Raw genomic sequence first — 22,716 nt, 5'->3', positions numbered from 1 at the left:
CCCGGCTTGATCCGCCCTGTGTTAGAATGAGCTTCTCTTTGAAACACAAACGCGAGTAGTCGACATGACCGATAATGCAACTTCGACTCGGCGATTAGCCGTCAACGCAGCGTTCTTAAAAGACATCAAGGACGACAACCATCACTTAAAAGTGTTGGTCGATAAGATTGGCCCGATGGTGTCGCATCCAAAAATAGCGACCAACCACTGGGCGGAACTGATCGAACTATTTTCCGAACTCCGCGATCAGCTTGCGCTTCACTTTTCGCTTGAAGAAGCGTTTGGCTATTTTGACGAAGCGATTGACACCTCGCCGGAATTAAGCACGAATGCGGAATCGCTGCGTTCGCAGCACACCACTTTATTCGAGGCGATTCGCCACTTGACGGAATCCGCCAGCGAAGTGTCCTCGGATCAAGAAGAAAAGATCGCCCGCGTGCTGGTTCGCTACGACACCTTCTTGCGTTCGTTTGCTCAGCATGAAGAGGCCGAGCTGAAACTGATCCTCGAAGCCTTTGACGATGACCTCGGCGTTGGCGACTGATTGACTACCAAATCATGCTGAATCCAAAATTCAGCCCGTTCCAATTCAAGTCGTGGTACGCCGGTGTCTGGCTCGAGGCATCGAAGAACGATTGGCTCGAGGATTGTTCCAACGCTCCGACCGCATCTTCGAGCCAAAGTCCTTGGTAGGCCAACTGCAGCGAAGCCCAACTGCATAACCACATCGACCCACCCACTTCAACATCAACCAACGATGTATCTTTGTCGCCTTCGTAGTTGAACGACGTATTCAGAGCCACGGCGGAGCCGTGAACTTCGTTGTTGAGTGCCGCGAATTTGCCACGAGCGTAGATCCGCGATCGGCCATTGGTCCACAACGTTGCTTCGCCACCAACTTGAACTCCGAACGCCTCGTTCGAAGCGGTTGAAAAGAACCCTGATCGCGTCGTCGTTGCCAGCGACGCGGTATCAATCACGTCAAACGTCTCGTCCAAGCGAAACCAACGAAGCCCCGCGGTCAATCGAATCCGCTGTATCGGCCGGTAACCGATCATCCATTCTGCCGAATCGAGATCCGAGTCCAGAAACATCGTATAGCTTGGATCCGGGGCTGACGGCAAACCGCCATAAAACAGCGGATTCAGATTGGTCGTGGTGTAGTTGCCGGCGTCGAACTGCGTCTCGGCCACCATGTCGTCGACCGACAAAAATACAAAGTCACAGTCGAATCCGGGGGCATAACGCGTCAAATTAAACAGCGTTACCGAAATACGAGCCCCCAGCTTCATTTCGGGATCGATCGCGTCACTCGTCTCTACCAATTCGAGAGAATCCGTGTACAGCAGTGGGAACGCATCCGGCCCCGAACGCTTTAACGCCAAAGCACCGATGTCGACGCCAAACAACGGTTCGAATCGATGCGGACCTGGCAAATCGAGCTTATCAAAATTGTTCAGCGGACGGTCCGCAGCCGGTGCATCGAATTCCAACATGCTACTGCCACCAACGGCAAGCGACGGCAGCAACGAACCGGCCAACGCCAGCATCATCGACGCCGATCGAAACAACGTTGCAATCGACGCGGCTAAATTGAGCCGGTTGCCTGTGATTCCATCCATGATGACAAGCCTTGCAGCGATCACGCTCCATCATTGAAGCGTGTGGGTTTTGAACAGTCAGTTAAAAAAATGATATCAAAACCGACTTCGGCTATTCCTCCGACAACGCTTAACCCATTCGCAAGCGGGGGGCAGTTGACGGACGTGTTGATGCAAGCATCCTCGTTGCAATCGCTACATCCGCGTCAACCTGCAGATCAAAAGGATTCGCTCGCACCAGGGAACGAACGATCGGCGACGGCGTCGCGATAGGTCGTCGCGGCGTCGCGAATCAGCGAAGATGCGTCGGCGATTTTCCGCACAAACTTGGGCGTGTACCCCTGAGTCAAACCGATCAAATCGTTGGTAACCAGCACTTGTCCGGTTGTGTGCGGCCCCGCACCGATGCCGATCGTCGGCACCGCCACCGCCTCGGTGATCGCTTTGCCGGCATCGACGGTGACACATTCGACCAGCACGGCGAAGGCACCTGCTTTTTCTGCTGCCAACGCATCGGTCACCAACGAATCGATCTCGCGGTGCACACGGTATCCTCCGTCGACGTGGATGTTCTGAGGCCGCAGCCCAACGTGTGCCATGACCGGAATTCCGGCCGTCACCAACGTCTCGATTCGTTCGGCCTGTTCGGCGCCCCCTTCGAGTTTGACGGCGTGACACTTGGTCTCTTTCAACACCCGGGCTCCGCAATCAACGCTGCGGGAAATTTCACGCTGGCCTTCGGGAAATGGCAGATCGACGACGACCAACGCTCGCTCGGCCGCCCTTCCCACCATTTCGGCGTGGTACAGCATTTGATCCATGGTCACCGGCAACGTCGTCTCGTGGCCTTGCACCACCATCGCAAGCGAATCGCCGACCAGTAAAATGTCGATTCCCGCTTGGTCTAAAATCGCGGCGGTTGGGAAATCGTACGCGGTCAACATCGAGATCGTCTTGCCGTCGTCACGCATTCGCTGAAGCGTTCGGGTGGTCACTCGGGGTCGTGCGGCGGGCGAAGGAGGCGACATCTGCGCGTGGGGGCTCGGGGAAATTTGAATCAGAAAGTGATCAACACAAGTCTCCAAGCTAACCGTACAATGCGAGAAGTCCAGCGGGGATGGTCCGGCCAACACCGCAGCTTTATGATTTTTGGGAGTTTTCAAATCGATGAAGAATTTATGTTTGTTTCGGTTTACCGACACCCAGCCATGCCCTGCCGTGGATGCTGCATCGAGCCGTTGGTCGCGTCGCTCGAGAATCAATTCCTTACAAACCCTAGCTCGAATTGGCTGCATGTTGGCGTGGTTGCTGCTGATCCCCTCGACCGCGTTCGCCCAAGGTAATGCCAATCTGGTCACGCAGTTTACGGGGACGCTGAAAACCGCTCAGCCCGGCGTGTTGGTGGTCACCCGCGACGATGGCACCGAGATGTTTGTCCAACCGCCAGATGAATTACCCAATCTAGCCTTCGTCGCCGAAGCCAAACCAGCCTTCCTAGGCCGCGGAATGTTGATTCGATTTTCCGGCGTCTTCGACGGAGCGGGCAACCCGCTATCGAAGATCGAAAAAGTCGAAATCTTTCAGCCCGTTCCGCCTCAACAACTCAAAGGCCACCAGCGAGACAAATTTACACCGGGTGTCTACGGCGACCCTCACGCCAATCCTCAACAGCGAGTGGAGCCGCAAAAATACGAGGTGGTCGGCATCCCGATGGGAATCACCCCCAATGGCATTTTGATGACGCAAGCGGGTAAGATTTCGGTCCGCTGCCAATTGGCCGAAGAGGCTCAATTCGAATTGCGGCTAAACAATCTCTCTTTGGCTCAGCCCGGCGACCCGGTGTCGGTCAGCGGTTTCTACCAACCCTCGGACGAAACCAAAGTCAAGGCAGAAACCATCACGATCACGACGGATCGCGTTTATGGTGAACCGTTGGCGAAAGAGAATTCACGCACTCGCCGTCCATCACGCAGGAACCGCGCGACCGACGAGGACGCCACCAAAACCGACCCGCAAACCGAAGTGACCGAGTAACCCCACCGCGTATTGATTCTCGTACTAAAAAACTCGATGCTCCGCCTGTCCTTGATTCTGAAAGCTTGTCCATGTTGATGCGTGTCAGCGGAGGCCACGTCATTGACCCAGCATCGGGAATCGACGAAGTTCAGGATGTATGGATTCGCGACCAAGCGATCACCAATCCGTCCCCCGACTCGGTCGCCGACCATACGATTGACGCAACCGATTGCATCGTGATGGCGGGAGCAATCGATTTGCATACCCATATCGGTGGTGGAAAACTAACGCTGGCAAGATTGCTGCTGCAGGATCAATTTCCTCGTGATTGCCCACGAACGAGCGAGTTCTTGCCAGCCGCCAACGTCGTCGGCAATCGCTATCTCGACATGGGCTATACCACCTGTTTCGAACCCGCCGTGATTCCCTGCAATGCCCGCTCAGCCCATGCGGAAATGGCCGATGCGGTCGGAATCGACACCGGCGGCTATTGCTTGCTCGGCAACGATTACGTGCTACTGAAATTGCTCGCCGAAGAAGCACCGCAAGCCATCATCAACGATTACGTCGCTTGGATGGTCACTGCCACCCAGTGCATCGCGGTAAAGGTGGTTAACCCCGGCGGCATCAGCGCGTTCAAGTTCAATACACGCCAATTCGACGTCAACACGCCGCATCCTCGTTACGGCGTCACTCCGTCGACGATCATTCGCCGATTGTGCCGTGCAGTTCACGAGATCGGCCTGGCTCACCCGCTGCATGTTCACTGCAGCAATCTTGGCGTTCCTGGCAACATCGCGTCGACGCTGGCGACGATCGAAGCCGCTGACGGTTTGCCGATTCATCTGACCCATGCCCAGTTTCATAGCTATGGCAATTCCGGTGCATTCAAAATGTCCTCGGCAGCCGAACAATTGGCGCGTGCCCTACAAACCCATCCCAACGTCACCATCGACGTGGGACAGGTCATGTTTGGCCAAACCGTTACAATCAGTGCCGATTCGATGCATCAGTACGACAATTCTGCCTATGCCAAACCGCGAAAATCCGTGTTGGTGGACGTCGAGTGCGAAGCCGGTTGTGGCGTGGTTCCCTTCCGCTATCGACGTAAACAATATGTCCATAGTTTGCAGTGGGCGATTGGATTGGAATTGTTTTTGATGATCGACGACCCTTCGCGAGTCTTCTTGACGACCGATCATCCCAACGGCGGTCCGTTTACGACGTACCCTCACTTGATCCGGCTGCTGTGCGACCGCTCGTACCGCGAAACCGCGCTCGCCGAAATCGACGCCAATGCGTCTGCGTCGAGCCAATTGGCAGGAATGTCGCGTGAGTACAGTTTCAACGAGATCGCCACGATGACGCGTTCGGCTCCCGCAGCCATCCTCGGTCTCAACGGCGTCGGCAACCTTGCCGCGGGATCCCAGGCCGATGTGGTGATCTATCGCAAGCGAGAAAACTTCGAACAAATGTTTGCCAAGCCCGCTTATGTGATCCGCCGTGGCAACATCGTTCGCGGCGAAGGTTCAATCGATGCGGCGACCCTCGCTAGCGTCACCCACACCGTGGACGTTCCCTTTGATCCCCAAACCATCCCGATGCTCGCTCAGCGGTATGCCGAACAGGCGACGATGGCGATGAGTCGGCTGAGGATCAGTGACGACGAAATGCAAACCACGCTCGGCACGACGCCAAACAAACATACCGCCGTGCGAGCAACGATTTAAACGACATGGACGAATTCTTTCATATCAACAATGTTCGCATCGACGCGACATTCGCCGAAGCGTTTGACATGAAGGCAACGCGATTGATTGTCACCGCGAACGATCGCCAATGGGCAACCGATGCCGCCGCTGCGATGACTGGCTTTGGCACAAGTGTGATCGCTTGTGGGATTGAAATTGCCGTCGAACGTGAACTCGCCGAAACAGAAACCCCCGATGGACGCCCGGGGGTTGCGATCCTTGCCTTTGCCGTATCCGGCAAGGAGATGGACCGGCAGATAGCGATGCGTGCCGGCCAATGCGTTTTGACCTGTCCGACAACCGCGTTGTACGCTGGAATCGAGGAAACCGAACCGAAGTCCGACAAACGGGTCCCGATCGGAAAGACGCTGCGTTACTTCGGAGACGGCCACCAAATCAGTAAGATGATCGGATCGCGGCGTTATTGGCGGATCCCCGTGATGGACGGCGAATTTGTCTGTGACCACGACGTGGCGCGTGTCGATGGCATTGGCGGCGGAAATCTGATCTTGATCGGCAATGACGTTAACGCGGTCACCACCGCATGCCGCGCTGCGGTCCAGTCGATGCGACCGATTGAAGGTGTCATCACTCCGTTTCCAGGAGGCGTAACACGCAGCGGATCCAAGGTGGGTTCGAAATATGCCACCCTGTTTGCTTCGACCAACAATGCCTTCTGCCCCACGCTTCGCACCGTGGATCCATCCACGCAATTGATGCGTGACGAATCGGTGGTGATGGAAGTAGTCATCGATGGGCTATCGGACCAAGCCATTGCCCATGCGATGCGGATGGGAATCCACGCCGCCGTCGACTCGCAAACCGACGGAGGACTGCTTCGAATCACCGCAGGAAACTACGGTGGAAAACTCGGACGACACCATTTCCACCTTGCAGAGATTCTAAAATGAACAGCTGGCTTTTAGAATTGCAACGGCAACCCGAGCACGACATCGACGCGTCGGCAATCTCGCTATTGGCCCTCGCTCAAATCAGTGATGCCGATCAGGTCAAACGATTGCACCTGCAATGTGGTGACGACGTATGTGCGGTCGGCGAACTGTTTTCCGTTTCGAAAATGCCAGCTGAAAATGAATTGCAGTTGGTTGGCGACCTGAGTCGATTTCACCGTTTGGGAATGCAGCATCGCAGCGGACGAATGACGATCCAAGGCAACGTGGGCAACTACGCCGGGACGATGATGTCCGGTGGCGAAATCTGGATTGCCGGTGATGCAGGCGACTTTCTTGGGGCACCGGTGGCTGGCTTTCGCAGCGGTATGAGCGGAGGCCGAATCGTGGTTGGCGGTTCGGCCGGTAATCATGTCGGCCACCGGATGCGACGTGGCGAAATCTTCATCGAAGCTGCTGTGAAAGACTTTCTCGGCAGCCATCAAATCGCCGGCACGATCGTGGTGGCTGCCACGATTGGCAAAAGCGCGGGCTACGCGATGCGGCGAGGCACGCTGATCGTCAATCAGCCTCCCGTCCTGAGCCGGACGCGTTTCAGCGACCCGATTGAGGCATTTTCGGTCATCGGCCCCTTATTGGAACGCCAAACCAAGGCCTGGACGAGTGCCGCCGCACCGCCTCAGTTTGCTTGCAAAAACGTTATTGGCCTGTTGAACCGGATTGCCGAGGACGGATTCGTGTCAATACGTGGCGATTTCGCGGTCGGCGGTCAAGGAGAGATCCTTTTTCCGCGTTAGGGGCCGAATTTGATGGATCCAGGCATCCTTTTTGCATTGTGCCGTCAGCGAAGGCTCGGTATTCGGGTCATTGATTTGCGATGAAGTGCCAGCAAAAACGGCTGAAATTCCCGTAACCACTGGCGGAAAGCGGGCCATAGTGACTATTTTCTTCGGTAGTAAGCAGTTGCGTTTCGCGTTCGAGCTTTCAAACACACCGGCCTGATATCCTTTCGTGGGCCAATCCCCTACACACAACCAAGCATTCTTAAAAATGAAATTTCTCTCTTTCCGATCGATTCTTCTTGTTGCGGCCACATGCATGTTGGTCACGCTCGCGCAACCAAACGCTAAAGCTGAAGCCACCCTCGGTATCGGTTCTAAAGCTCCCGCGATCGACATCGAGCACTGGCTGCAAGACGGCAAAGGATTTTTCAAACCGGTCAAGAAGTTTGAAAAAGGCAAAGTCTATGTCGTTGAGTTCTGGGCAACTTGGTGTGGCCCATGTGTGATGAGCATGCCTCACCTTGCCGAGCTACAAAATCAGTACCGCGGCGAAAATGTACAAATCATCAGCGTCTCGGACGAAGAAGTCGAAGAGGTCAAAGAGTTTTTGGCGCGAGAAAACAAAGAACTGAAAAAGACGTTCGACGAAATCACATCGGCATACTCGTTGACCACCGACCCTGACCGCTCGGTCTACAAAGACTACATGGAAGCAGCCAACCAACAGGGCATCCCGACCGCGTTTATCGTTGGCAAAACCAGCCAAGTCGAATGGATCGGCCACCCCATGGAAATGGAAGAACCGCTGCAACAAGTGGTTTCCGATTCGTGGGACCGCGAAGCCTTCAAGAAGGCCATGGAAGAACAACAACGGCTCGAAGCGGCAATCCAAGAAATTTCAATGTTGGCGGGAGCTGGAAAGTTTGATGAAGCAATCAAACTGGTCGACAAACAACTTGAGGAAACGGACGATGCCGCGTTGCAGGCAAACCTAAAGGATTTCCGATCAAGCTTGATGTTGTCGGCGGGTCACGTCACCGACGAAGTCGTGAAATACTATCGCGAACGTCTCGAGGAAATGAAGGGCGATTGGATGTCGCTGGGTCAATTCGCCTACTCGCTGACCGCTGTGGTTCAACAAGGTGGCAGTGTCGGTCCATTGGCCGGTGAAGCCGTTGCCGCACTCGCACCGATCGTTGACAAAGTGGACGCCGAAGCCAAACCGCTCGTCTACAACATTTTGGCCCAGCTTTCCAAGATCGATGAAAAACTCGACGAAGCAATCAAGTTCCAAGAAAAGGCCGTTGAACTTAGCGACGATCGTCAAAAGAAACGGATGGAATTGTTCCTCGAAGAATTGAAGTCTGAAAAAGAAGACAAGTAAACGACTCGGAAATCAATCAACGATTAAGCCCCGCTCAATCGTGTCACTTTGATCCAACCTGAAACCACTGCTGTCCAATTTGGGCGGCAGTGGTTTTTTCTTAAACAAACCAAACGCGATTCGCGTATCCCATTCGCGACGCACTGCACCCCAACATGTCTGGTCGAGAGTAGAACGTTCGAAATTGGCCGGGCGGCTCGCGCTGCTCCGCTATAACAACCACCCGGTTCGTGCCAAAGTAGACGGCATTGGGCGAACGCTTATTGTGGAGGCAGATCAAATGACAAATCAAAGCGTCGCCAACACATCGCCGTCGCCATCATACTGAGGGCAGCAACACACCACGATGCGATGATCGCACCGCCGACAAAGCCGTACAGATAGACTTCTTTCGGAAAGAGGTGGTTGCACACGGCGGCCCACAGCACCAACATTCCCAAGGATGCAGCGATCACGCCTGCTTTTCCTAAAAATGTCAACTTGGCTCGTAACATCATTGCCAACCCTTGTTGGTGAGCATGGTGTGGATACACCAAAAACAGTGCGTTTTCTACGGCAAACGTGAATACCGCAAAGGCGGCCATTAGCACCGTCCACATCAACCACTGGACCCAACCAGGCTGAACGATCCAAGCTGCGATCGTCAGGGTGACGCACTGGAAACCCCATGTGATCAAAATGGGCAACGTCAATTGGCCAACGACCATTGAAAGCGGTTTGACGGGCAACGATTTCAATAACTGCATTCGCAACAAGTCACGGCGAAAATCAATCCGAAGTGCCGGAGGCGCCAGCAGCATCGTGCACAACGCCACTCCGCTGACGACATAAAACCACTGTTCGATGACTTGGTCGGTCACCAACGGTGACAAACACAATAAAGTGGGAATCACAAAGCTAGCCAAGATTGTTTTTCGATACCGCCGCACACTTTGGTACTGACGAGCCACAATCGCCACGATGCCGCTCAGCTTCGGGTGTCCTCGCAGCACATCGACATCGAACAAGCGATCCTGGACGGACCGACTTACCATATCTTCGCCGCCTCCCGATTGATCCAGCTTGCGAAGGAGTGCTTGTTCCTGCAATCGACTCTGAGCGAGCGCCCAATGGTCAGCCCACACCAAAACACGGACTGCCGACAGAATCGTCAACGCAATGCACACGATTGCAAGGACAGTCCAAATCGAATAGTTCGCGGTCACGGCCAGCGATGCCATGGGAATCCACGCGATAGCCACGGCTTGAATCAGGAAGCTTTGTGCAAGCTCGCCCACCGCATAAAAAACATGAATCAAATACAGCCATGTCGGGGACCCCATCGGGGTCGCCGCAGCCACGTTCGCGGTCACTTGTAGCGCCGCTGCGGTGACTAGGACAGCGCTAATCGCTTTCGCGCGCCGCCGACTCGAATCACTCAATCCACTAGCAATGCGGACTAAAATTTGCCGCACGGTATCCAGCAATAACAGCGATCCGAACACCCCCATCATCAATAGCTCGACGTGCTGAACATCACGAGCGATCACGATCGTCAACAACAAGGTTTTGATCGCGGTCGCCGAAACAATGTTGGTGATTCGATAGGTCGCCAAACTGGATCGGTGCAGCGGTCCACCGCCCAACCACAACCGTTCGGCGACCGTCATCTCGAGGTCGACGACTGTTTCCGCCCAAATACAACGCACGGCATGGTAAAACGCATACAGCACCATCCCCCCTGACAACCAGCCGCGGAGATGATCCGGTGACGCTGGTGCCCGGTTGGACAGCACCAACACGCCATACATCAGATACGCGACCAGAAAAATCCCTGCCAAAAGTGTCGCGACAATGCGCCGAGGCGAACAAATCCGATCCAGCGTTCGCCGCAAACGAAATTGACTCCGCGAGTTCGTCAACCACCACAATTGACGATGCACCTGAGGCGCATCCCAACGTGGCCGGAGTTCCGCTGCATCCGCTTTCCCGCTCATGCCACCCCTTCCATCATCGCAACCTCGGCATCCACTGCGAGACCGACTGCCGGATTTTCGATCGCTGCAAAATAGGCATCTTCAAGCGATCCGATCCCGGGGTACGCGGATCGCAGATCATCCGCGGTTCCAAAGAACTTTGCTTCGCCCTGCTTCATCACCAAATAATGCGTGCAGACGCCTTCGATCATCGGCAGCAAATGGCTGCTGATCATCACCGTCGCTCCTGCTTCGGCACGCTGCCGGACCGACGCCAATAATTCGCGAATCCCTGGCGGATCAAGCCCGGTCATCGGCTCGTCCAATAGCAGCACCGCAGGATTAAACAGGTACGCGCAGCATACCGCCAACTTTTGCCGCATCCCACGCGACAATGTTGTGGCGCCCGCGTCGACCTTGTCCAACAATTGAAATTGGCTCAGCAGCCGAGTCGCTTGGGCACGAAAATCGTTGACCTGATACAACCGTCCGATCATTTCCAAGTGCTGCCCCACCGTCAAATCGTCAAACAGTGGCGGGTCGTCGGGCACGTAAGCCAAACGGCGTTTCAGCTCGATCAAATCGGTCTTTTGGTCACAACCTGCGACCCTTAGCGATCCGTCGGACGGCGGAATCAATCCCGCCAAACATCGCATCACCGTCGTTTTGCCAGCCCCATTGGGACCGACCAGCCCGCAAACCTGTCCCGGCTGCAATGCAAACGAAACACCGTCAACGGCCAAATGCCGATCGTAAATCTTACGCAAGCCTTGAACTTTGATCATGGTCCGCCGTCGCTAAACGCCACAAAGAGGAAAGGTTCGTTGTTACCGATGTACTGAAAGCTAGCACATAAGTAGCCCGCGGCATTCACAAGTACGGTCGTAGCGATAAAGCGGATTGTCGGATCGATTTCGGCTGCAATCGATTCCCGGTGCATTGATCCGGTGGGCAATCGATTGAGCCCGATGCCTACTGGGTGATCCAGAAATGTTGCAGTGCACCGTCGATCTCGTTGCGACCGAGACTGCGTCGTTCCTCCCTTGCTCCGCTGCGGCGATCGGCGACTCCTTTGACAATCACACGGACCGAGTCCGACAGATCGTAAAGGTGTGCGATACGACTAGCGACAGCTAACTGAAAACGGGCTTGAGGATAGACCGGGACGTTCAATCGATCGAGCGACCATAAATTCATCTGCAGACGGTGCCAGCCGTCGGAGTCGTCATCGACCAGAAACGGATGCATACTCGCTGGCAATTGATCCATCGCCGAGCGGTGAATTTGCACCTCTGCACGACTACTGTGCGGCGAATACAGAGCCCACGACGTCCAATGATCCCAGTACCCCCAGCGCTCGGTCACCGGCATGAGGATCGCGAGAATCACGATCGCTTGGGCAAAGCGTTTGCCGATCGACTTGGCATCCGCAGGAACGTCGGCGTGAGAGGGTGGCGGCGAAGATTCGCGTGGTTTCGCGAGTGGCTTTAGAAACAAAAACCACGCTTGGATGATCAGCAAAACATTCCAAAACAGCACCCCGGCGCTGTGATCCAGATTCCAAGGACCGAGCATGATCACCAAACTGAAGTGCAACAGCATCACACAGAACCCTGCGATTCGCCGCGTCCGGCGGAACAGCAATCCAATCGCAATCAACGCTTCGCTTAGCGGCAACAACAATGCGATGACCGCTAGCACGTTGTGCTCGAAACGATCCGCCAAGTTGCCAATCCCCGGCAACTCAACCGCTGCCAGAAAATTTTGACCGACCGTATGAGCGAACTGGTAATCAAGCTTCCCAAGTCCGCTGTACAGATACACGCTTGCAGCAAGCGGAATCAGCCATCGCCGTGCGGTTTCGCGATCCATCGTGGCAAAGACCACCGCGTAAATCGCACTTTGGTACGCCCAGGGCTGCAGCCGGTGCTGATTAAGCACAAAGGAAACACAAAATCCGACCGCAACGATCCACCATAACCATGCATGCCGACTCTCGGCCGTGGCAACGATCGCCACACAGGCGACCAGGATCAGCAACAAAGCAATCCAGTGCATCCATGACGGCAAGCTGCCCAACGCAGAGACCATTGGAACCAACAGCGACGGTTCACTCCCACGCCATAGCGGAAACGTGACCAACACCAGCACCATTAGCATGCCAGCCCAACATCGCGACAGTCCCCAAGATCCCAACACGCCATCCCCGCCTTATCGCCGTTTGTAAGCAACGTCAAACCAAGGAACATCGCGGCTCGCATTGTGGTTGATCGTTCGTGCCACCGAATTTGCCTCTGCGATGATGCCGAGCGTCCAGCCGACGTTCCTACGTGAAAAATGTGCAAAAACGAAGCCTACGCGGAATTAGCTCCTACCGACACCCCCTCGCGAATTTGCGTTGCGACGCTCGATCGCTCAAGATGACGGTCAAGGCAACGTTGACAAAAGCCTCTAAAATTTTCACACCCTTGGCGCCGCTTCCCACCGGAAAGAGTGAGGAATGTTAAAACGACACTCCTCTGACCCATCGACCTCACTCGATCACGATGACGTCGATGGCACGACCGCTCGCTGGAGCTTCTTTCAGCGTTACGGTTTGGTCGTTGTCGGATTGTCACCGCTGATTGCCAACGCGATCGGCAGCGTTTTCAACATTGCTTACAACCACGTGCAAGTCGAACCGCTGCTATCGACCGCTCAAATGACCCGCTTCAGGGAATGTTGGCAGTGGTTCAATCTGCTTGTCTATCCGATGGCAGTCGTCTGTTTTGTCACGCCGTTGATTTGGTTGCGGCCGGTGCACAACGCGTTGATCGCGGGCGATGCCGTGGACGCCAACGTGTTGCAGAAAGCTCAAAAGAGGATAGTGAATTTGCCGTGGTGGTTTTTGTTGGTTGCGGCCACCGGTTGGCTCAGTTGCATTCCCGTTTTCCCCGCGGCACTCTACGCGGTTCCTGAACCGTTATCGGGTGACGTCGTCGCCCATCTGATCACGTCCTTCTTGACCGCATCGTTGATTGCGGTCACGCATAGTTTCTTTGCCGTCGAACTAGCGATTCAAAAATTTCTGTTCCCGGTATTCTTCCAGCAGCACAATCCCGCAGCGGTGCCCGGCGGCGTGCCGCTGAACATCACCGCCCGTGGCGTGTTGTGGATCTTCTCGGCGGTGGTCAGCCCAGTGGTTTCGCTGGTGTTGATTTTGCTGCTTCCCGACGCCGCCCATCGAGCTCCCTGGTTCGCCATCGCCGTGGGAGTGGTCGCCATTCTGTTTGGATTGATCTCAAGCGTGATGTTGTCCAAGTTGGTGGCGACTCCGATTCACGAGCTGAACTTGGCTTCGATGCGAGTGGCAAGCGGCGATTTAACCGCACGAGTCGATCTGCTGCGTGCGGATGATTTTGGCATGTTGATCGAGCGATTCAATAACATGGTCCAAGGGCTGCGTGAACGCGAACAACTTCAACAGACGTTCGGCCGACATGTGGGAGAAGAAGCCGCTCGTCAAATCATGAGCCACGGCGATCGCTTGAGCGGTCGTGAAGAGTCGGTGTCGGTGATGTTTGTCGATGTTCGCAACTTCACTCGGTTTTCGTCACATCACTCACCTGAACAAGTCGTGACGGCACTGAATGTGTTCTTTCGCGAAGCCGTCGAGATCGTCGAGGCTCATGGCGGGATGGTCAACAAATTTTTGGGCGATGGATTCATGGCATTATTTGGCATCGGAAAGGAGTCCGACCACCATGCCCAACGCGCGGTGGAAACCGCAAAGACCATGTTGCAGTGGGTTGCCCAATCACGTCCTCTGTTCGAGCAAGCGGGATGGCCCGATTTGCAAATCGGCGTCGGAATCAATACCGGCACCGCGGTCGTCGGCAGCATCGGATCTCCCAAACGACAAGAGTACACCGCCATCGGCGACACCGTGAACGTCGCCGCGCGAGTCGAATCACTAACCAAAGACCTCGGTTGTTCGCTGATTGTGACTCAGTGCACCGCCGATCAACTCTCGCCGGAAGTGACGCTACGCGAATTGCCGCCACAGCGAGTCAAAGGCAAAACGGATCCGCTGCAAGTCTTTGCCGTCGACTATTAAGAACAGCGTCGTTCGTCGTCCCCGCCTTTGACAAATCGGCCCCGGATTCGGCAAATTTGCAGCAGAATCGTGGAATCATCAGCAATTATGGTGCGATACGCGTGCGAAACCAAACCTAGTTTTTGCGAGGCACCCAGGTTTCAGGTGCATCCAACATCAGCGGCTCATGGAAAACGGTCAACTGATCGCCTTGCTCTTTCATCCAATGGTTCAATTCGGTTGAAAGCTTCTGTTGCACTTCAGCCAACTCGGGTGTTCCGGCGAGATTAATTTGTTCGTCGGGATCGGCCTGCAGGTCAAACAACTCGTACTCGGGCCGGCCGTGATAGCTCGCTACGATCTTCGCGGCACGTGCGTCCGTTTTCGCTTTGTCGGTCCATTCTTTGAAATAGTCGCCCGAGGTTTCGCGAAGCAACAAATCGATGTGGGTGGTGAATGCGAACTCGGGATGTGGATTGTAGATCAATTTGTAGCGATCGTTTCGAATTGACCGACTTAGATACACGTTCATCTTCTTGTCACCGCTATGCGTCGTAAAAATTCGATCGCGATGCGAGTCGGCGGTACCACGCAATACCTTTGCAAATGAACGTCCGTCCAACGATTCGGGAATCGTACCCCCGGCGATATCGATCAGCGTCGGCAGCAGGTCTACCCAACTGACCATGGCGTCCGTTCGCGAGCCCTTCTCGATTTCCCCCGGCCACGAAACAATCAACGGAACCTGAATCCCTTCGTCGTACAACGTCCATTTGCCGAAAGGGAATTGCGCACCATGGTCACTCGAGAAAACAAAGACCGTGCGATCGGACAAATGACGCTGGGTGAGCCCACGAAGTTCGCTCAGGTAAGCATCCAAATCTTTGACTTCTTGAAGATAACGAGTGCGTTGCACGCGAGTTCGCGGCGTGTCCAACAATTGCGGGGGCATCGTCATCGAATTGGGATCCACCGTCGATTCGCTTGGCCACGGGACATGCGGGTTCGACACCCCGACAAACAACGCAAGCGGTCGCGGATCGGTACGCTTCTCGAGAAATGATTTGACGTTCTCGCGTACCTCGGGGATGTTCTGTTTGCGATCGAACGTATCGAAATGATAATCGGTCACACTTCGTGAATGCGCCACTTTGCCAAATGCCGCGGTCTGATACCCCAGTTCGTTTAGCAGTTGCGGCAGACGTAAAACCTCGCTGCGAGGATAACTGTGATTCTCTTCGGCACCGTTAGGAGCTGGCATCAGCCCGGTCAGCAATGCCGCTCGGCTCGGAGCACATGAGGGGCTAGCGACAAAGGCCCGGTTGAAGACCATTCCTTCGCCGGCTAACTGGCTGATCGCGGGTGTCTCGATATTGGTTCCGCCATAAATCGACAAATCGGCTGCGGAAAGATCGTCGGCTAAATAGACGACAATATCAGGTTTGCGTTGGGGTGACTCTGCAACCGACTGCGAGACCAAAGCAATGGCCAACAAACTGCAGCTTAAAATTCGGAACGTTGGGGCATGGTTGTACATCATTGAAGAAGCAGCCTTTGCGAGTGATGGGGATCGGGGCTAATCGTCAATTGCCAAACGGGCGTCCTGGCACGATTCTGCTTGTTTCTGGCACAATCTTCAAGGTTTCGACGGTCAAATGAGACTACATTAGAACGACCACAGCATCAACCAATCCTCCCTTAGCGACGTTCCCGCTTAGTGACGCCCCCCTTTTAGTGACGGCCCAACGTGGCCCTGACGCGAGCCCCATCTATGTTGAACCTAGTCAAAAAAACACTCTACACGCTGATTGCCGTCGCCATCGGAAGCGTGACCGGTATGGCAGCCGATTCAAAACCCAATGTCGTCTTCATTCTGGCGGATGACCTGGGCTGGAGCGATACGACGCTGTACGGAACGACGTCGTTCTACAAGACGCCGAATATTGAGCGACTGGCGAAACGCGGCATGACGTTCACACGTGCTTATTCCTCTAGCCCGTTGTGTTCACCGACGCGAGCGAGTGTTTTGACGGGACTTAGTCCTGCCCGTCATGGCATCACCTCGCCCAATTGCCATTTGCTACGAGTCGTCCTCAACGCGATTGCCAAGAATCAAGGTCCGCCGACTCAAAAAGCCACCGTTCCTGAATCGGTCTCACGACTGAATACCACGTATTATACCTTGGCCGAAATGCTCAAAGACAACGGCTATACCACCGGCCACTTTGGAAAGTGGCATCTCGGACCGGAGCCCTACTCGCCGCTTGAACATGGCTTCGATGTCGATGTACCGCATCATCCGGGCCCGGGCCCGGCGGGCAGCTACGTCGCGCCATGGAAATTCAAAGATTTTGACCATGACCCGCAGATTCCTGACGAACATCTCGAGGATCGCATGGCGAAAGAAGCGGTCGCGTTTTTGGAACAACACGCGGACGAGCCCTTCTTTTTGAATTACTGGATGTTCAGTGTCCATGCGCCGTTTGATGCCAAGCAAACGCTGATCGACAAGTATCAAAAACAAATTGACCCCAACGATCCTCAACGCAGCCCCACCTACGCCGCCATGATCGAAAGCATGGATGACGCGGTGGGCACATTGCTGGACACATTGGATCGACTTGGCATTGCCGACAACACCATCATCGTCTTCGCCTCGGACAATGGCGGAAACATGTACAACGAAGTGGATGGCACCTCGGCAACCAGCAACGCACCGCTACGCGGTGGAAAGGCAACGATGTACGAAGGAGGCGTACGCGGGCCGGCAATCGTGGTCCACCCCGGAACGGTTTCACCGGGTTCGCGAAGCGACGAGATCATTCAGAGCATCGATTTCTATCCAACGCTGCTGGAAATGCTCTCGATCGAACCGCAACCGAACCAACATTTCGACGGCGTTAGCATCGTGCCTGCACTGCAGGGCAAATCGCTCGATCGCGAAGCCATCTTCACGTACTTCCCTCATTCGCCTGGCGTCCCCGATTGGTTGCCTCCTGCGATTAGCGTCCACGCGGGCGACTGGAAACTGATACGTCTGTTCCACAGCGGAGATGATGGCCAGCATCGCTACAAACTTTACAATCTAAAACAAGATATCGGCGAGCGTAACAATCTTGCCGATCAGTATCCCGAGCGAGTCAGCCAACTGGATGCGCTGATCGAACAGCACCTTGTCGAGACGGGTGCCGTCCGACCGCTACCGAACCCAAAGTTTGATCCGTCCAAGTACGACGTGACACTCGAAGGGAAAGCGAGAATGAAAGGTAGCGCAAACGGACCTAAGAAATCGAAAACGAATCCGCCCGGTAAACCGATCGCAGGATGGCAGCCCGGCGGCACCTGCACTCTGGCGAATTCAAATGGCGCACTGGTTGTCACCAGCACGGGTGGCGATCCCTATCTCAGTCACTCGCTGCCCAGTGCAATCAACGATTCGTCATTTGCGTTCCATTTCACCATGACTTCGGACTCGTCCGGCAGAGGCCAATTTTACTGGCAGGAACAGGGAATGGGCCCATTTGCCGCCAAGCGTAGCCAAGTGGTTGACATTCAACACGACGGTGGCACGCACGAGTACATCATCCGATTCAAAACGAAGAACCCGTTGGTGGCTGTACGAATCGATCCGTCGCGAGGCACTGGCAAGATGGAAATCTCGGACATTCGATTGGTCGGCGAGAATGACACCACGCACTACCAATTGCAGTTGCCAGCGGCACCTGCCGTGTCGACGCGGCGTGAACGGAAACCCAATGTGATTGTCATCTTCACCGATGACCACGGCTACGCCGACCTAAGTTGCCAAGATGTTTTTGACGACGTGAAAACGCCACACCTCGATGCACTGGCCACCGGCGGCGTTCGCATGACCGATGGCTACTGCACAGCCCCCCAGTGTGTGCCGTCACGTGGCGGGCTGATCAGCGGGCAATACCAGACAAAATGGGGACTCGAATCCAATCCCCAATTTCAGGACGCGAAGGTGTTAAAACGTTTCGCTGCCCTACAGACCATCCCCGAGCGTTTGCAGCAAGCCGGTTATGCCACGGGAATGGCTGGCAAATGGCACCTCGGACCGAATCACGCCGACGCAATCGCCGTGCACGGATTCGACAAGGTGTTCCACAAGAACAGCAATGGCCCGGGACACTGGAACATGAATTTGGCGGGCGAAGACGTCGCTCCACAACCGCAGCATGGCGGCGGTTATCACATCGACTTGATCTCTCAGTTCGCTTGTTCCTTTATCGATCGATTCCGCGACCAACCGTTCTTTTTCTACCTCGCTTGCCGGGCACCCCACGTACCGCTGGACGCGCCCCAAAAATACCTTGACCGATTCCCTGGCAAGATGCCCGAGCGACGACGCCAAGCGTTAGCGATGCTGTCGGCCGTTGATGATGGCGTTGGCCAGATCGTGGCAACGCTGCAAAAGCACAAACTTGACGAGGACACGCTGATCTTTGTCATCGGCGACAACGGCGCACCACTGAAAATTCACAAGTTGGATGCTCCCGGCGGAGGTCCCGGATGGGATGGGTCGCTGAACGATCCGATGAATGGTGAAAAAGGCATGTTGACCGAAGGCGGGATCCGAGTCCCATTCTTGGTGCACTGGAAAGGCACGATTCCGGGTGGCCAAGTCTATTCGCATCCGGTCATCTCGCTAGACGTTGGTGCAACCGCCTGTTCTCTCGCTGGTCTGCCCGATGATCCGGCGCTCGATGGCGTCAACCTGCTGCCCTATCTGACCGGAGCAAAACAGGACGCTCCGCATGAAGTCCTGTTTTGGCGATGGCTCGGTCAATCCGCGATCCGAAAAGGAAAATGGAAATACCTCCGCAGCGACGACCGCGAATACCTTTTTGACGTCGAGAACGACTTCCAAGAGACCCGCAACTTGCTACAAAGTACACCCGAGATTGCGGCATCGCTGCGAGCGGATCTCGAAGCATGGGCCCAGACGCAGTCGCCCCCTGGAATCTGGGCATTGAAGTCCGAAGCGATGAGCAACCAAGCGGCAAAATACTTTGATTGGTACCTCGACGGAAAACGAAATGAGGAATGGTCGCCGAGGAAACCGAAGCAGCCGCGAACCAAACCAACCAAACCACAGGTCAATCCGTGAAAGGTTGTTCCACCCCCGCAGATCGTGACGCGTCCTACGCCGACTTGTAACGCAGGGAGCGAATGTCTTCCAGGATCAGATACAGGCACGGCACCAGGACCAAAATGATCGCGGTTGAGAACAAGATCCCGAAGCCGAGCGAGATCGCCATCGGAATGATGTATTGGGCTTGAAGCGACTTTTCGAAAATCAGAGGCATCAACCCACCGAACGTCGTCAAGGTGGTCAGCATGATTGGCCGGAAACGGCGCAATCCCGCCTGTGTGATCGCCTCGAACGCAGAACACTGGCTGCGTCGGCGATTGGCGTAGTCGATCATGATCAACGAATCGTTGATGACGACGCCCGAAAGCGCGATCACGCCCATAAAACTGACCAACGACAAATCATAGCCAAGCACAATGTGTCCTAAAACGGCACCGACGATACCAAACGGAATCGCCACCAATACAATCAACGGCTGAATGTAACCGCGAAATGCAATCGCTAACAGCGAATAGATCACGGCCAACGCCAACCCAAAGGAACCCCATAGCGAAGCAGTCGCGCGACGCATCTCCGCATCGCTTCCTTCGAACGTCCACGTGATCCCAGGAAAATCTTCACGCAAACGAGGCAGCTCGGTGTTTCGCAGCGCATCGATCACTTGCGTCACCGCACGTTTGGGTTCGACATCCATCGAGACATTGATGACGCGGCGGCCGTCACGCCGGTTGATCGACGAAAAAGCCACGTTCTTTTCGACTTCGGCAACATCCAACAACGGCACCTCGGCGCCCGATGGCGTGCGAATGACTAAGTCTTCCAAGTGGTAAATGTCTTCGCGTTGATCTTCGGGCAACTTCACACGAACTTCGATCTCGTTGGTCCCTCGCAACAGCCGCAGAGCCAACGAACCAAAGAAGGCACCTCGCAATTGATCTCCGAGCTCTTCGTCGGTCAGTCCAAGGGCGCGTCCTTCGGGGCGAAGCCGGAAATCGTACTGAGCCTTGCCTTTGTTGTAGTTGTCGCCGATATCGCGAGCGTTGGAGTAAAGTTTGACCCGTTCGACGAATGCCTGAGCCGCTTTCTCTAGCACTGCGATGTCGCTATGGCTGAGATCGACGCTGATATCTTGGCGATGTCCGCCGGGACCACTTTCCGCCTCGAACGTGACTTGATTGACCCCCGGCAAATCGCCGATCGAATCTCGCCACAATTCAATGACTTCGTCGGCCGTCATGTCTCGTTCGTCCGGCGGCTTCAGCACGATTTCGACATCGATAAAATCCTGGCCGCGAACATTCGTTTTGATGCCTTCGGCAACCTCGTAAAGATTGTGCTCGTCAAACATTCGCAAACTAGCTCGAGTGACCGCGTCTGCGATTTCGGCCGCTTGATCTTGCGTTGTACCGACCGGCATGCGAACCCCCGCTTCGATCTCGTCTGCCGATACTGTGGGCATCAGAATCATGCCCATGTGCGAGCTTGTCGCGTAACCCACGATGACCATGAACAAACCGACCGCCGTACACGTGGTGACATAACGAAACCGCAGACAGAGGTTTAGGATCGGACCAAAAACAAACTCGACGACTCGATTGAACCACCGGCTGAAGCGTTGTTGCAAATAATGAAGCCGAGCCCCTAATCCGTGCCGCCGTCTGCCTGCCTTACGTACATGCGCTAAGTGCGCTGGCAAGATGAACAATGACTCGACAAGTGACAGCGACAATACGATGATCACGACGACCGGTAACGGTGCCCAGAATTTTCCGGTCTCACCTGGAATAAACATCAACGGCACGAAGGCAACAATGTTGGTCAGGATGCTGAACGTGACCGGCCCCGCCACCTCGCGAGTCCCCTCGATTGCCGCAAGCTCGTTGTCTCCGCTGGCTTGACGTTTCTCGTAAACGTTCTCTCCGACCACCACCGCGTCGTCGACGACGATTCCTAACACCACCAGAAAACCGAACAGCGAGATCATGTTGATACTGACGTCAACCGCTGGTAACAACAACACGCCTCCGATGAATGAGACGGCCATTCCCATCATCACCCAGAATGCCAGGCGGAATTCTAAAAACAACGCCAGGATCAACAACACAATGCCGACCGCCATGACCGCATTTTCTAAGACCAGGAAAAGCCGTCGACGGAACTCATCCGCATTGTTGCTGTCGATTCGCCATTTCACGCCAGGCGGCAGAACCGATTCGAATTCGAGCATGGTTTCTTGGACCGCGTTGGCCACGTCGATCGGCGATTGAGATCCGACTCGAAAAACGTCGAGCTCGACCGAAGGCGTTTGACTGAACTGAGAATGAAAACCAACCTCCTCGAAACCATCGCGGATGGTGGCAATATCACCCAATGTGACCGAGGGCCCCGAGCGTCCTGAAACGATTTCGATCCCGGCGAACTCTTCGGCCCACTGTTTTCTCGCCTTGACCCTTAACAAGATTTCGCCCGCAGTGGTCTGAACCGAACCGGCGGCCACATCTCGGCTGGCGGTGCGAATGATCTCGGCAACTGCCGGCAGCGTTAATCCGTACTGTCGCAGCCGCTGGCGTGGGATCTCCACGTGGGTCACGTATTCGGGCACCCGCCGCAATGCCACTTGTGTGATCTGGTCATTGGCCTGCAACGTGTCACGAAGCTGCTCGGCGAGCTTGCGAAGGGACCAAATATCCACAGGTCCATATAGTGCAACTTGCATGACCTCTTGCTGCTGCGACTGTAGACGAACTTCGGGTTGCTCGATCTGCTCGGGAAACGTCCGGATGCGACTGATCGCTTGGTCAATATCCTGATACGCTTTCATACGTTGCGATCCGGCTACGATTTCGATCAGCACTTCTCCGCGGCCTTCGCGAGCCTCGCTGGTGATCTCGCGGATCCCTTCGACGCCGCGGACCGCCTCCTCGATCGGACGCAAAATCCCCTGCTCGACTTCCGACGGCGCAGCACCGGGATAACCGACATAAACCTCGACAACATCAAGTTGAAACTGCGGAAAAACCTCTTTTTGCATCACGGCGGCTGACCACAATCCACCACCTAGCAAGATGATCATCAGCAGATTGGCGGCAATCGAATTGCGTGCCATCCATGCGATGGGACCACGC

At 55.1% G+C, this 22,716-nt stretch carries 15 protein-coding genes; 8 read left to right on the top strand and 7 right to left on the bottom strand.

Annotated features, from left to right (window positions below):
* Positions 1-64 precede the first annotated feature (64 nt).
* The gene (locus tag ABEA92_RS11650; RefSeq protein WP_345683995.1) at positions 65-544 is read left to right on the top strand and encodes a hemerythrin domain-containing protein; all 480 of its coding nucleotides are present in this window, start codon (positions 65-67) and stop codon (positions 542-544) included.
* A 4-nt stretch (positions 545-548) separates the two neighbouring features.
* Here ABEA92_RS11650 and ABEA92_RS11645 read toward each other — a convergent pair whose 3' ends face one another.
* A complete protein-coding gene (locus tag ABEA92_RS11645; protein WP_345683994.1) occupies positions 549-1,622 on the bottom strand; it encodes a hypothetical protein in 1,074 nt (357 codons plus the stop codon).
* A gap of 197 nt (positions 1,623-1,819) precedes the next feature.
* Positions 1,820-2,596 carry a 3-methyl-2-oxobutanoate hydroxymethyltransferase gene (gene panB, locus ABEA92_RS11640; RefSeq protein WP_345683993.1) on the bottom strand — a complete coding sequence of 259 codons (777 nt, stop codon included), beginning with the start codon at positions 2,594-2,596 and terminating at the stop codon, positions 1,820-1,822.
* A gap of 172 nt (positions 2,597-2,768) precedes the next feature.
* On the opposite strand from panB, the gene ABEA92_RS11635 reads away from it, so the two are divergent.
* The 5 genes from ABEA92_RS11635 (at position 2,769) to ABEA92_RS11615 (ending at position 8,445) form a co-directional block, all read left to right on the top strand.
* Positions 2,769-3,635, top strand: coding sequence for a hypothetical protein (locus ABEA92_RS11635; protein ID WP_345683992.1), 867 nt, complete (start codon positions 2,769-2,771; stop codon positions 3,633-3,635).
* Between the two features lie 71 nt (positions 3,636-3,706).
* Positions 3,707-5,347 carry a formylmethanofuran dehydrogenase subunit A gene (locus tag ABEA92_RS11630; protein ID WP_345683991.1) on the top strand — a complete coding sequence of 547 codons (1,641 nt, stop codon included), beginning with the start codon at positions 3,707-3,709 and terminating at the stop codon, positions 5,345-5,347.
* 5 nt (positions 5,348-5,352) lie between these two features.
* Positions 5,353-6,279, top strand: a complete 927-nt coding sequence (fhcD, locus tag ABEA92_RS11625) for a formylmethanofuran--tetrahydromethanopterin N-formyltransferase (protein WP_345683990.1) — start codon at positions 5,353-5,355, stop codon at positions 6,277-6,279.
* The gene (locus ABEA92_RS11620) at positions 6,276-7,076 is read left to right on the top strand and encodes a hypothetical protein (protein ID WP_345683989.1); all 801 of its coding nucleotides are present in this window, start codon (positions 6,276-6,278) and stop codon (positions 7,074-7,076) included. Before fhcD ends, ABEA92_RS11620 begins: the two co-directional genes overlap by 4 nt.
* 253 nt (positions 7,077-7,329) lie before the next feature.
* Positions 7,330-8,445: a TlpA disulfide reductase family protein gene (locus ABEA92_RS11615; RefSeq protein WP_345683988.1), complete on the top strand. Its 1,116-nt coding sequence runs from the start codon at positions 7,330-7,332 to the stop codon at positions 8,443-8,445.
* A gap of 260 nt (positions 8,446-8,705) precedes the next feature.
* Here ABEA92_RS11615 and ABEA92_RS11610 read toward each other — a convergent pair whose 3' ends face one another.
* From ABEA92_RS11610 to ABEA92_RS11600, 3 genes are all read right to left on the bottom strand, one after another.
* Complete coding sequence (locus ABEA92_RS11610; RefSeq protein WP_345683987.1) at positions 8,706-10,421, bottom strand: hypothetical protein; 1,716 nt, start codon at positions 10,419-10,421, stop codon at positions 8,706-8,708.
* A complete protein-coding gene (locus tag ABEA92_RS11605) occupies positions 10,418-11,185 on the bottom strand; it encodes an ABC transporter ATP-binding protein (protein WP_345683986.1) in 768 nt (255 codons plus the stop codon). Before ABEA92_RS11605 ends, ABEA92_RS11610 begins: the two co-directional genes overlap by 4 nt.
* A 187-nt stretch (positions 11,186-11,372) precedes the next feature.
* Positions 11,373-12,560 carry a hypothetical protein gene (locus ABEA92_RS11600; RefSeq protein WP_345683985.1) on the bottom strand — a complete coding sequence of 396 codons (1,188 nt, stop codon included), beginning with the start codon at positions 12,558-12,560 and terminating at the stop codon, positions 11,373-11,375.
* Positions 12,561-12,900: 340 nt separating this feature from the next.
* On the opposite strand from ABEA92_RS11600, the gene ABEA92_RS11595 reads away from it, so the two are divergent.
* Positions 12,901-14,496: an adenylate/guanylate cyclase domain-containing protein gene (locus ABEA92_RS11595; RefSeq protein WP_345683984.1), complete on the top strand. Its 1,596-nt coding sequence runs from the start codon at positions 12,901-12,903 to the stop codon at positions 14,494-14,496.
* Between the two features lie 115 nt (positions 14,497-14,611).
* On the opposite strand, the gene ABEA92_RS11590 is transcribed toward ABEA92_RS11595, so the two are convergent.
* The gene (locus tag ABEA92_RS11590; RefSeq protein WP_345683983.1) at positions 14,612-16,015 is read right to left on the bottom strand and encodes a sulfatase family protein; all 1,404 of its coding nucleotides are present in this window, start codon (positions 16,013-16,015) and stop codon (positions 14,612-14,614) included.
* A 231-nt stretch (positions 16,016-16,246) separates the two neighbouring features.
* Between ABEA92_RS11590 and ABEA92_RS11585 the strand changes: the two genes are divergently transcribed.
* Entirely contained in the window at positions 16,247-19,606 is a 3,360-nt protein-coding gene (locus ABEA92_RS11585) for a sulfatase-like hydrolase/transferase (RefSeq protein WP_345683982.1), read from the top strand.
* Positions 19,607-19,640: 34 nt separating this feature from the next.
* Here ABEA92_RS11585 and ABEA92_RS11580 read toward each other — a convergent pair whose 3' ends face one another.
* Entirely contained in the window at positions 19,641-22,697 is a 3,057-nt protein-coding gene (locus ABEA92_RS11580; protein WP_345684039.1) for an efflux RND transporter permease subunit, read from the bottom strand.
* Between the last annotated feature and the right edge of the window lie 19 nt (positions 22,698-22,716).

This window comes from Novipirellula caenicola (genome assembly GCF_039545035.1).
In the GTDB taxonomy this organism is placed as follows: Bacteria; Planctomycetota; Planctomycetia; order Pirellulales; family Pirellulaceae; genus Novipirellula; species Novipirellula caenicola.
This window is presented reverse-complemented; position numbering and strand designations above follow the sequence as displayed.

Excerpts from the sequence above, each read along its gene's own strand:
- ABEA92_RS11650 (WP_345683995.1), top strand. The coding sequence starts at position 65 with ATGACCGATAATGCAACTTCGACTCGGCGATTAGCCGTCAACGCAGCG.
- ABEA92_RS11605 (WP_345683986.1), bottom strand. The coding sequence starts at position 11,185 with ATGATCAAAGTTCAAGGCTTGCGTAAGATTTACGATCGGCATTTGGCC.
- ABEA92_RS11645 (WP_345683994.1), bottom strand. The coding sequence starts at position 1,622 with ATGGATGGAATCACAGGCAACCGGCTCAATTTAGCCGCGTCGATTGCA.
- ABEA92_RS11595 (WP_345683984.1), top strand. The coding sequence starts at position 12,901 with ATGTTAAAACGACACTCCTCTGACCCATCGACCTCACTCGATCACGAT.
- fhcD (WP_345683990.1), top strand. The coding sequence starts at position 5,353 with ATGGACGAATTCTTTCATATCAACAATGTTCGCATCGACGCGACATTC.
- ABEA92_RS11600 (WP_345683985.1), bottom strand. The coding sequence starts at position 12,560 with ATGCTAATGGTGCTGGTGTTGGTCACGTTTCCGCTATGGCGTGGGAGT.
- ABEA92_RS11590 (WP_345683983.1), bottom strand. The coding sequence starts at position 16,015 with ATGATGTACAACCATGCCCCAACGTTCCGAATTTTAAGCTGCAGTTTG.
- ABEA92_RS11580 (WP_345684039.1), bottom strand. The coding sequence starts at position 22,697 with ATGGCACGCAATTCGATTGCCGCCAATCTGCTGATGATCATCTTGCTA.
- ABEA92_RS11620 (WP_345683989.1), top strand. The coding sequence starts at position 6,276 with ATGAACAGCTGGCTTTTAGAATTGCAACGGCAACCCGAGCACGACATC.
- ABEA92_RS11610 (WP_345683987.1), bottom strand. The coding sequence starts at position 10,421 with ATGAGCGGGAAAGCGGATGCAGCGGAACTCCGGCCACGTTGGGATGCG.
- ABEA92_RS11635 (WP_345683992.1), top strand. The coding sequence starts at position 2,769 with ATGAAGAATTTATGTTTGTTTCGGTTTACCGACACCCAGCCATGCCCT.
- ABEA92_RS11630 (WP_345683991.1), top strand. The coding sequence starts at position 3,707 with ATGTTGATGCGTGTCAGCGGAGGCCACGTCATTGACCCAGCATCGGGA.
- ABEA92_RS11615 (WP_345683988.1), top strand. The coding sequence starts at position 7,330 with ATGAAATTTCTCTCTTTCCGATCGATTCTTCTTGTTGCGGCCACATGC.
- ABEA92_RS11585 (WP_345683982.1), top strand. The coding sequence starts at position 16,247 with ATGTTGAACCTAGTCAAAAAAACACTCTACACGCTGATTGCCGTCGCC.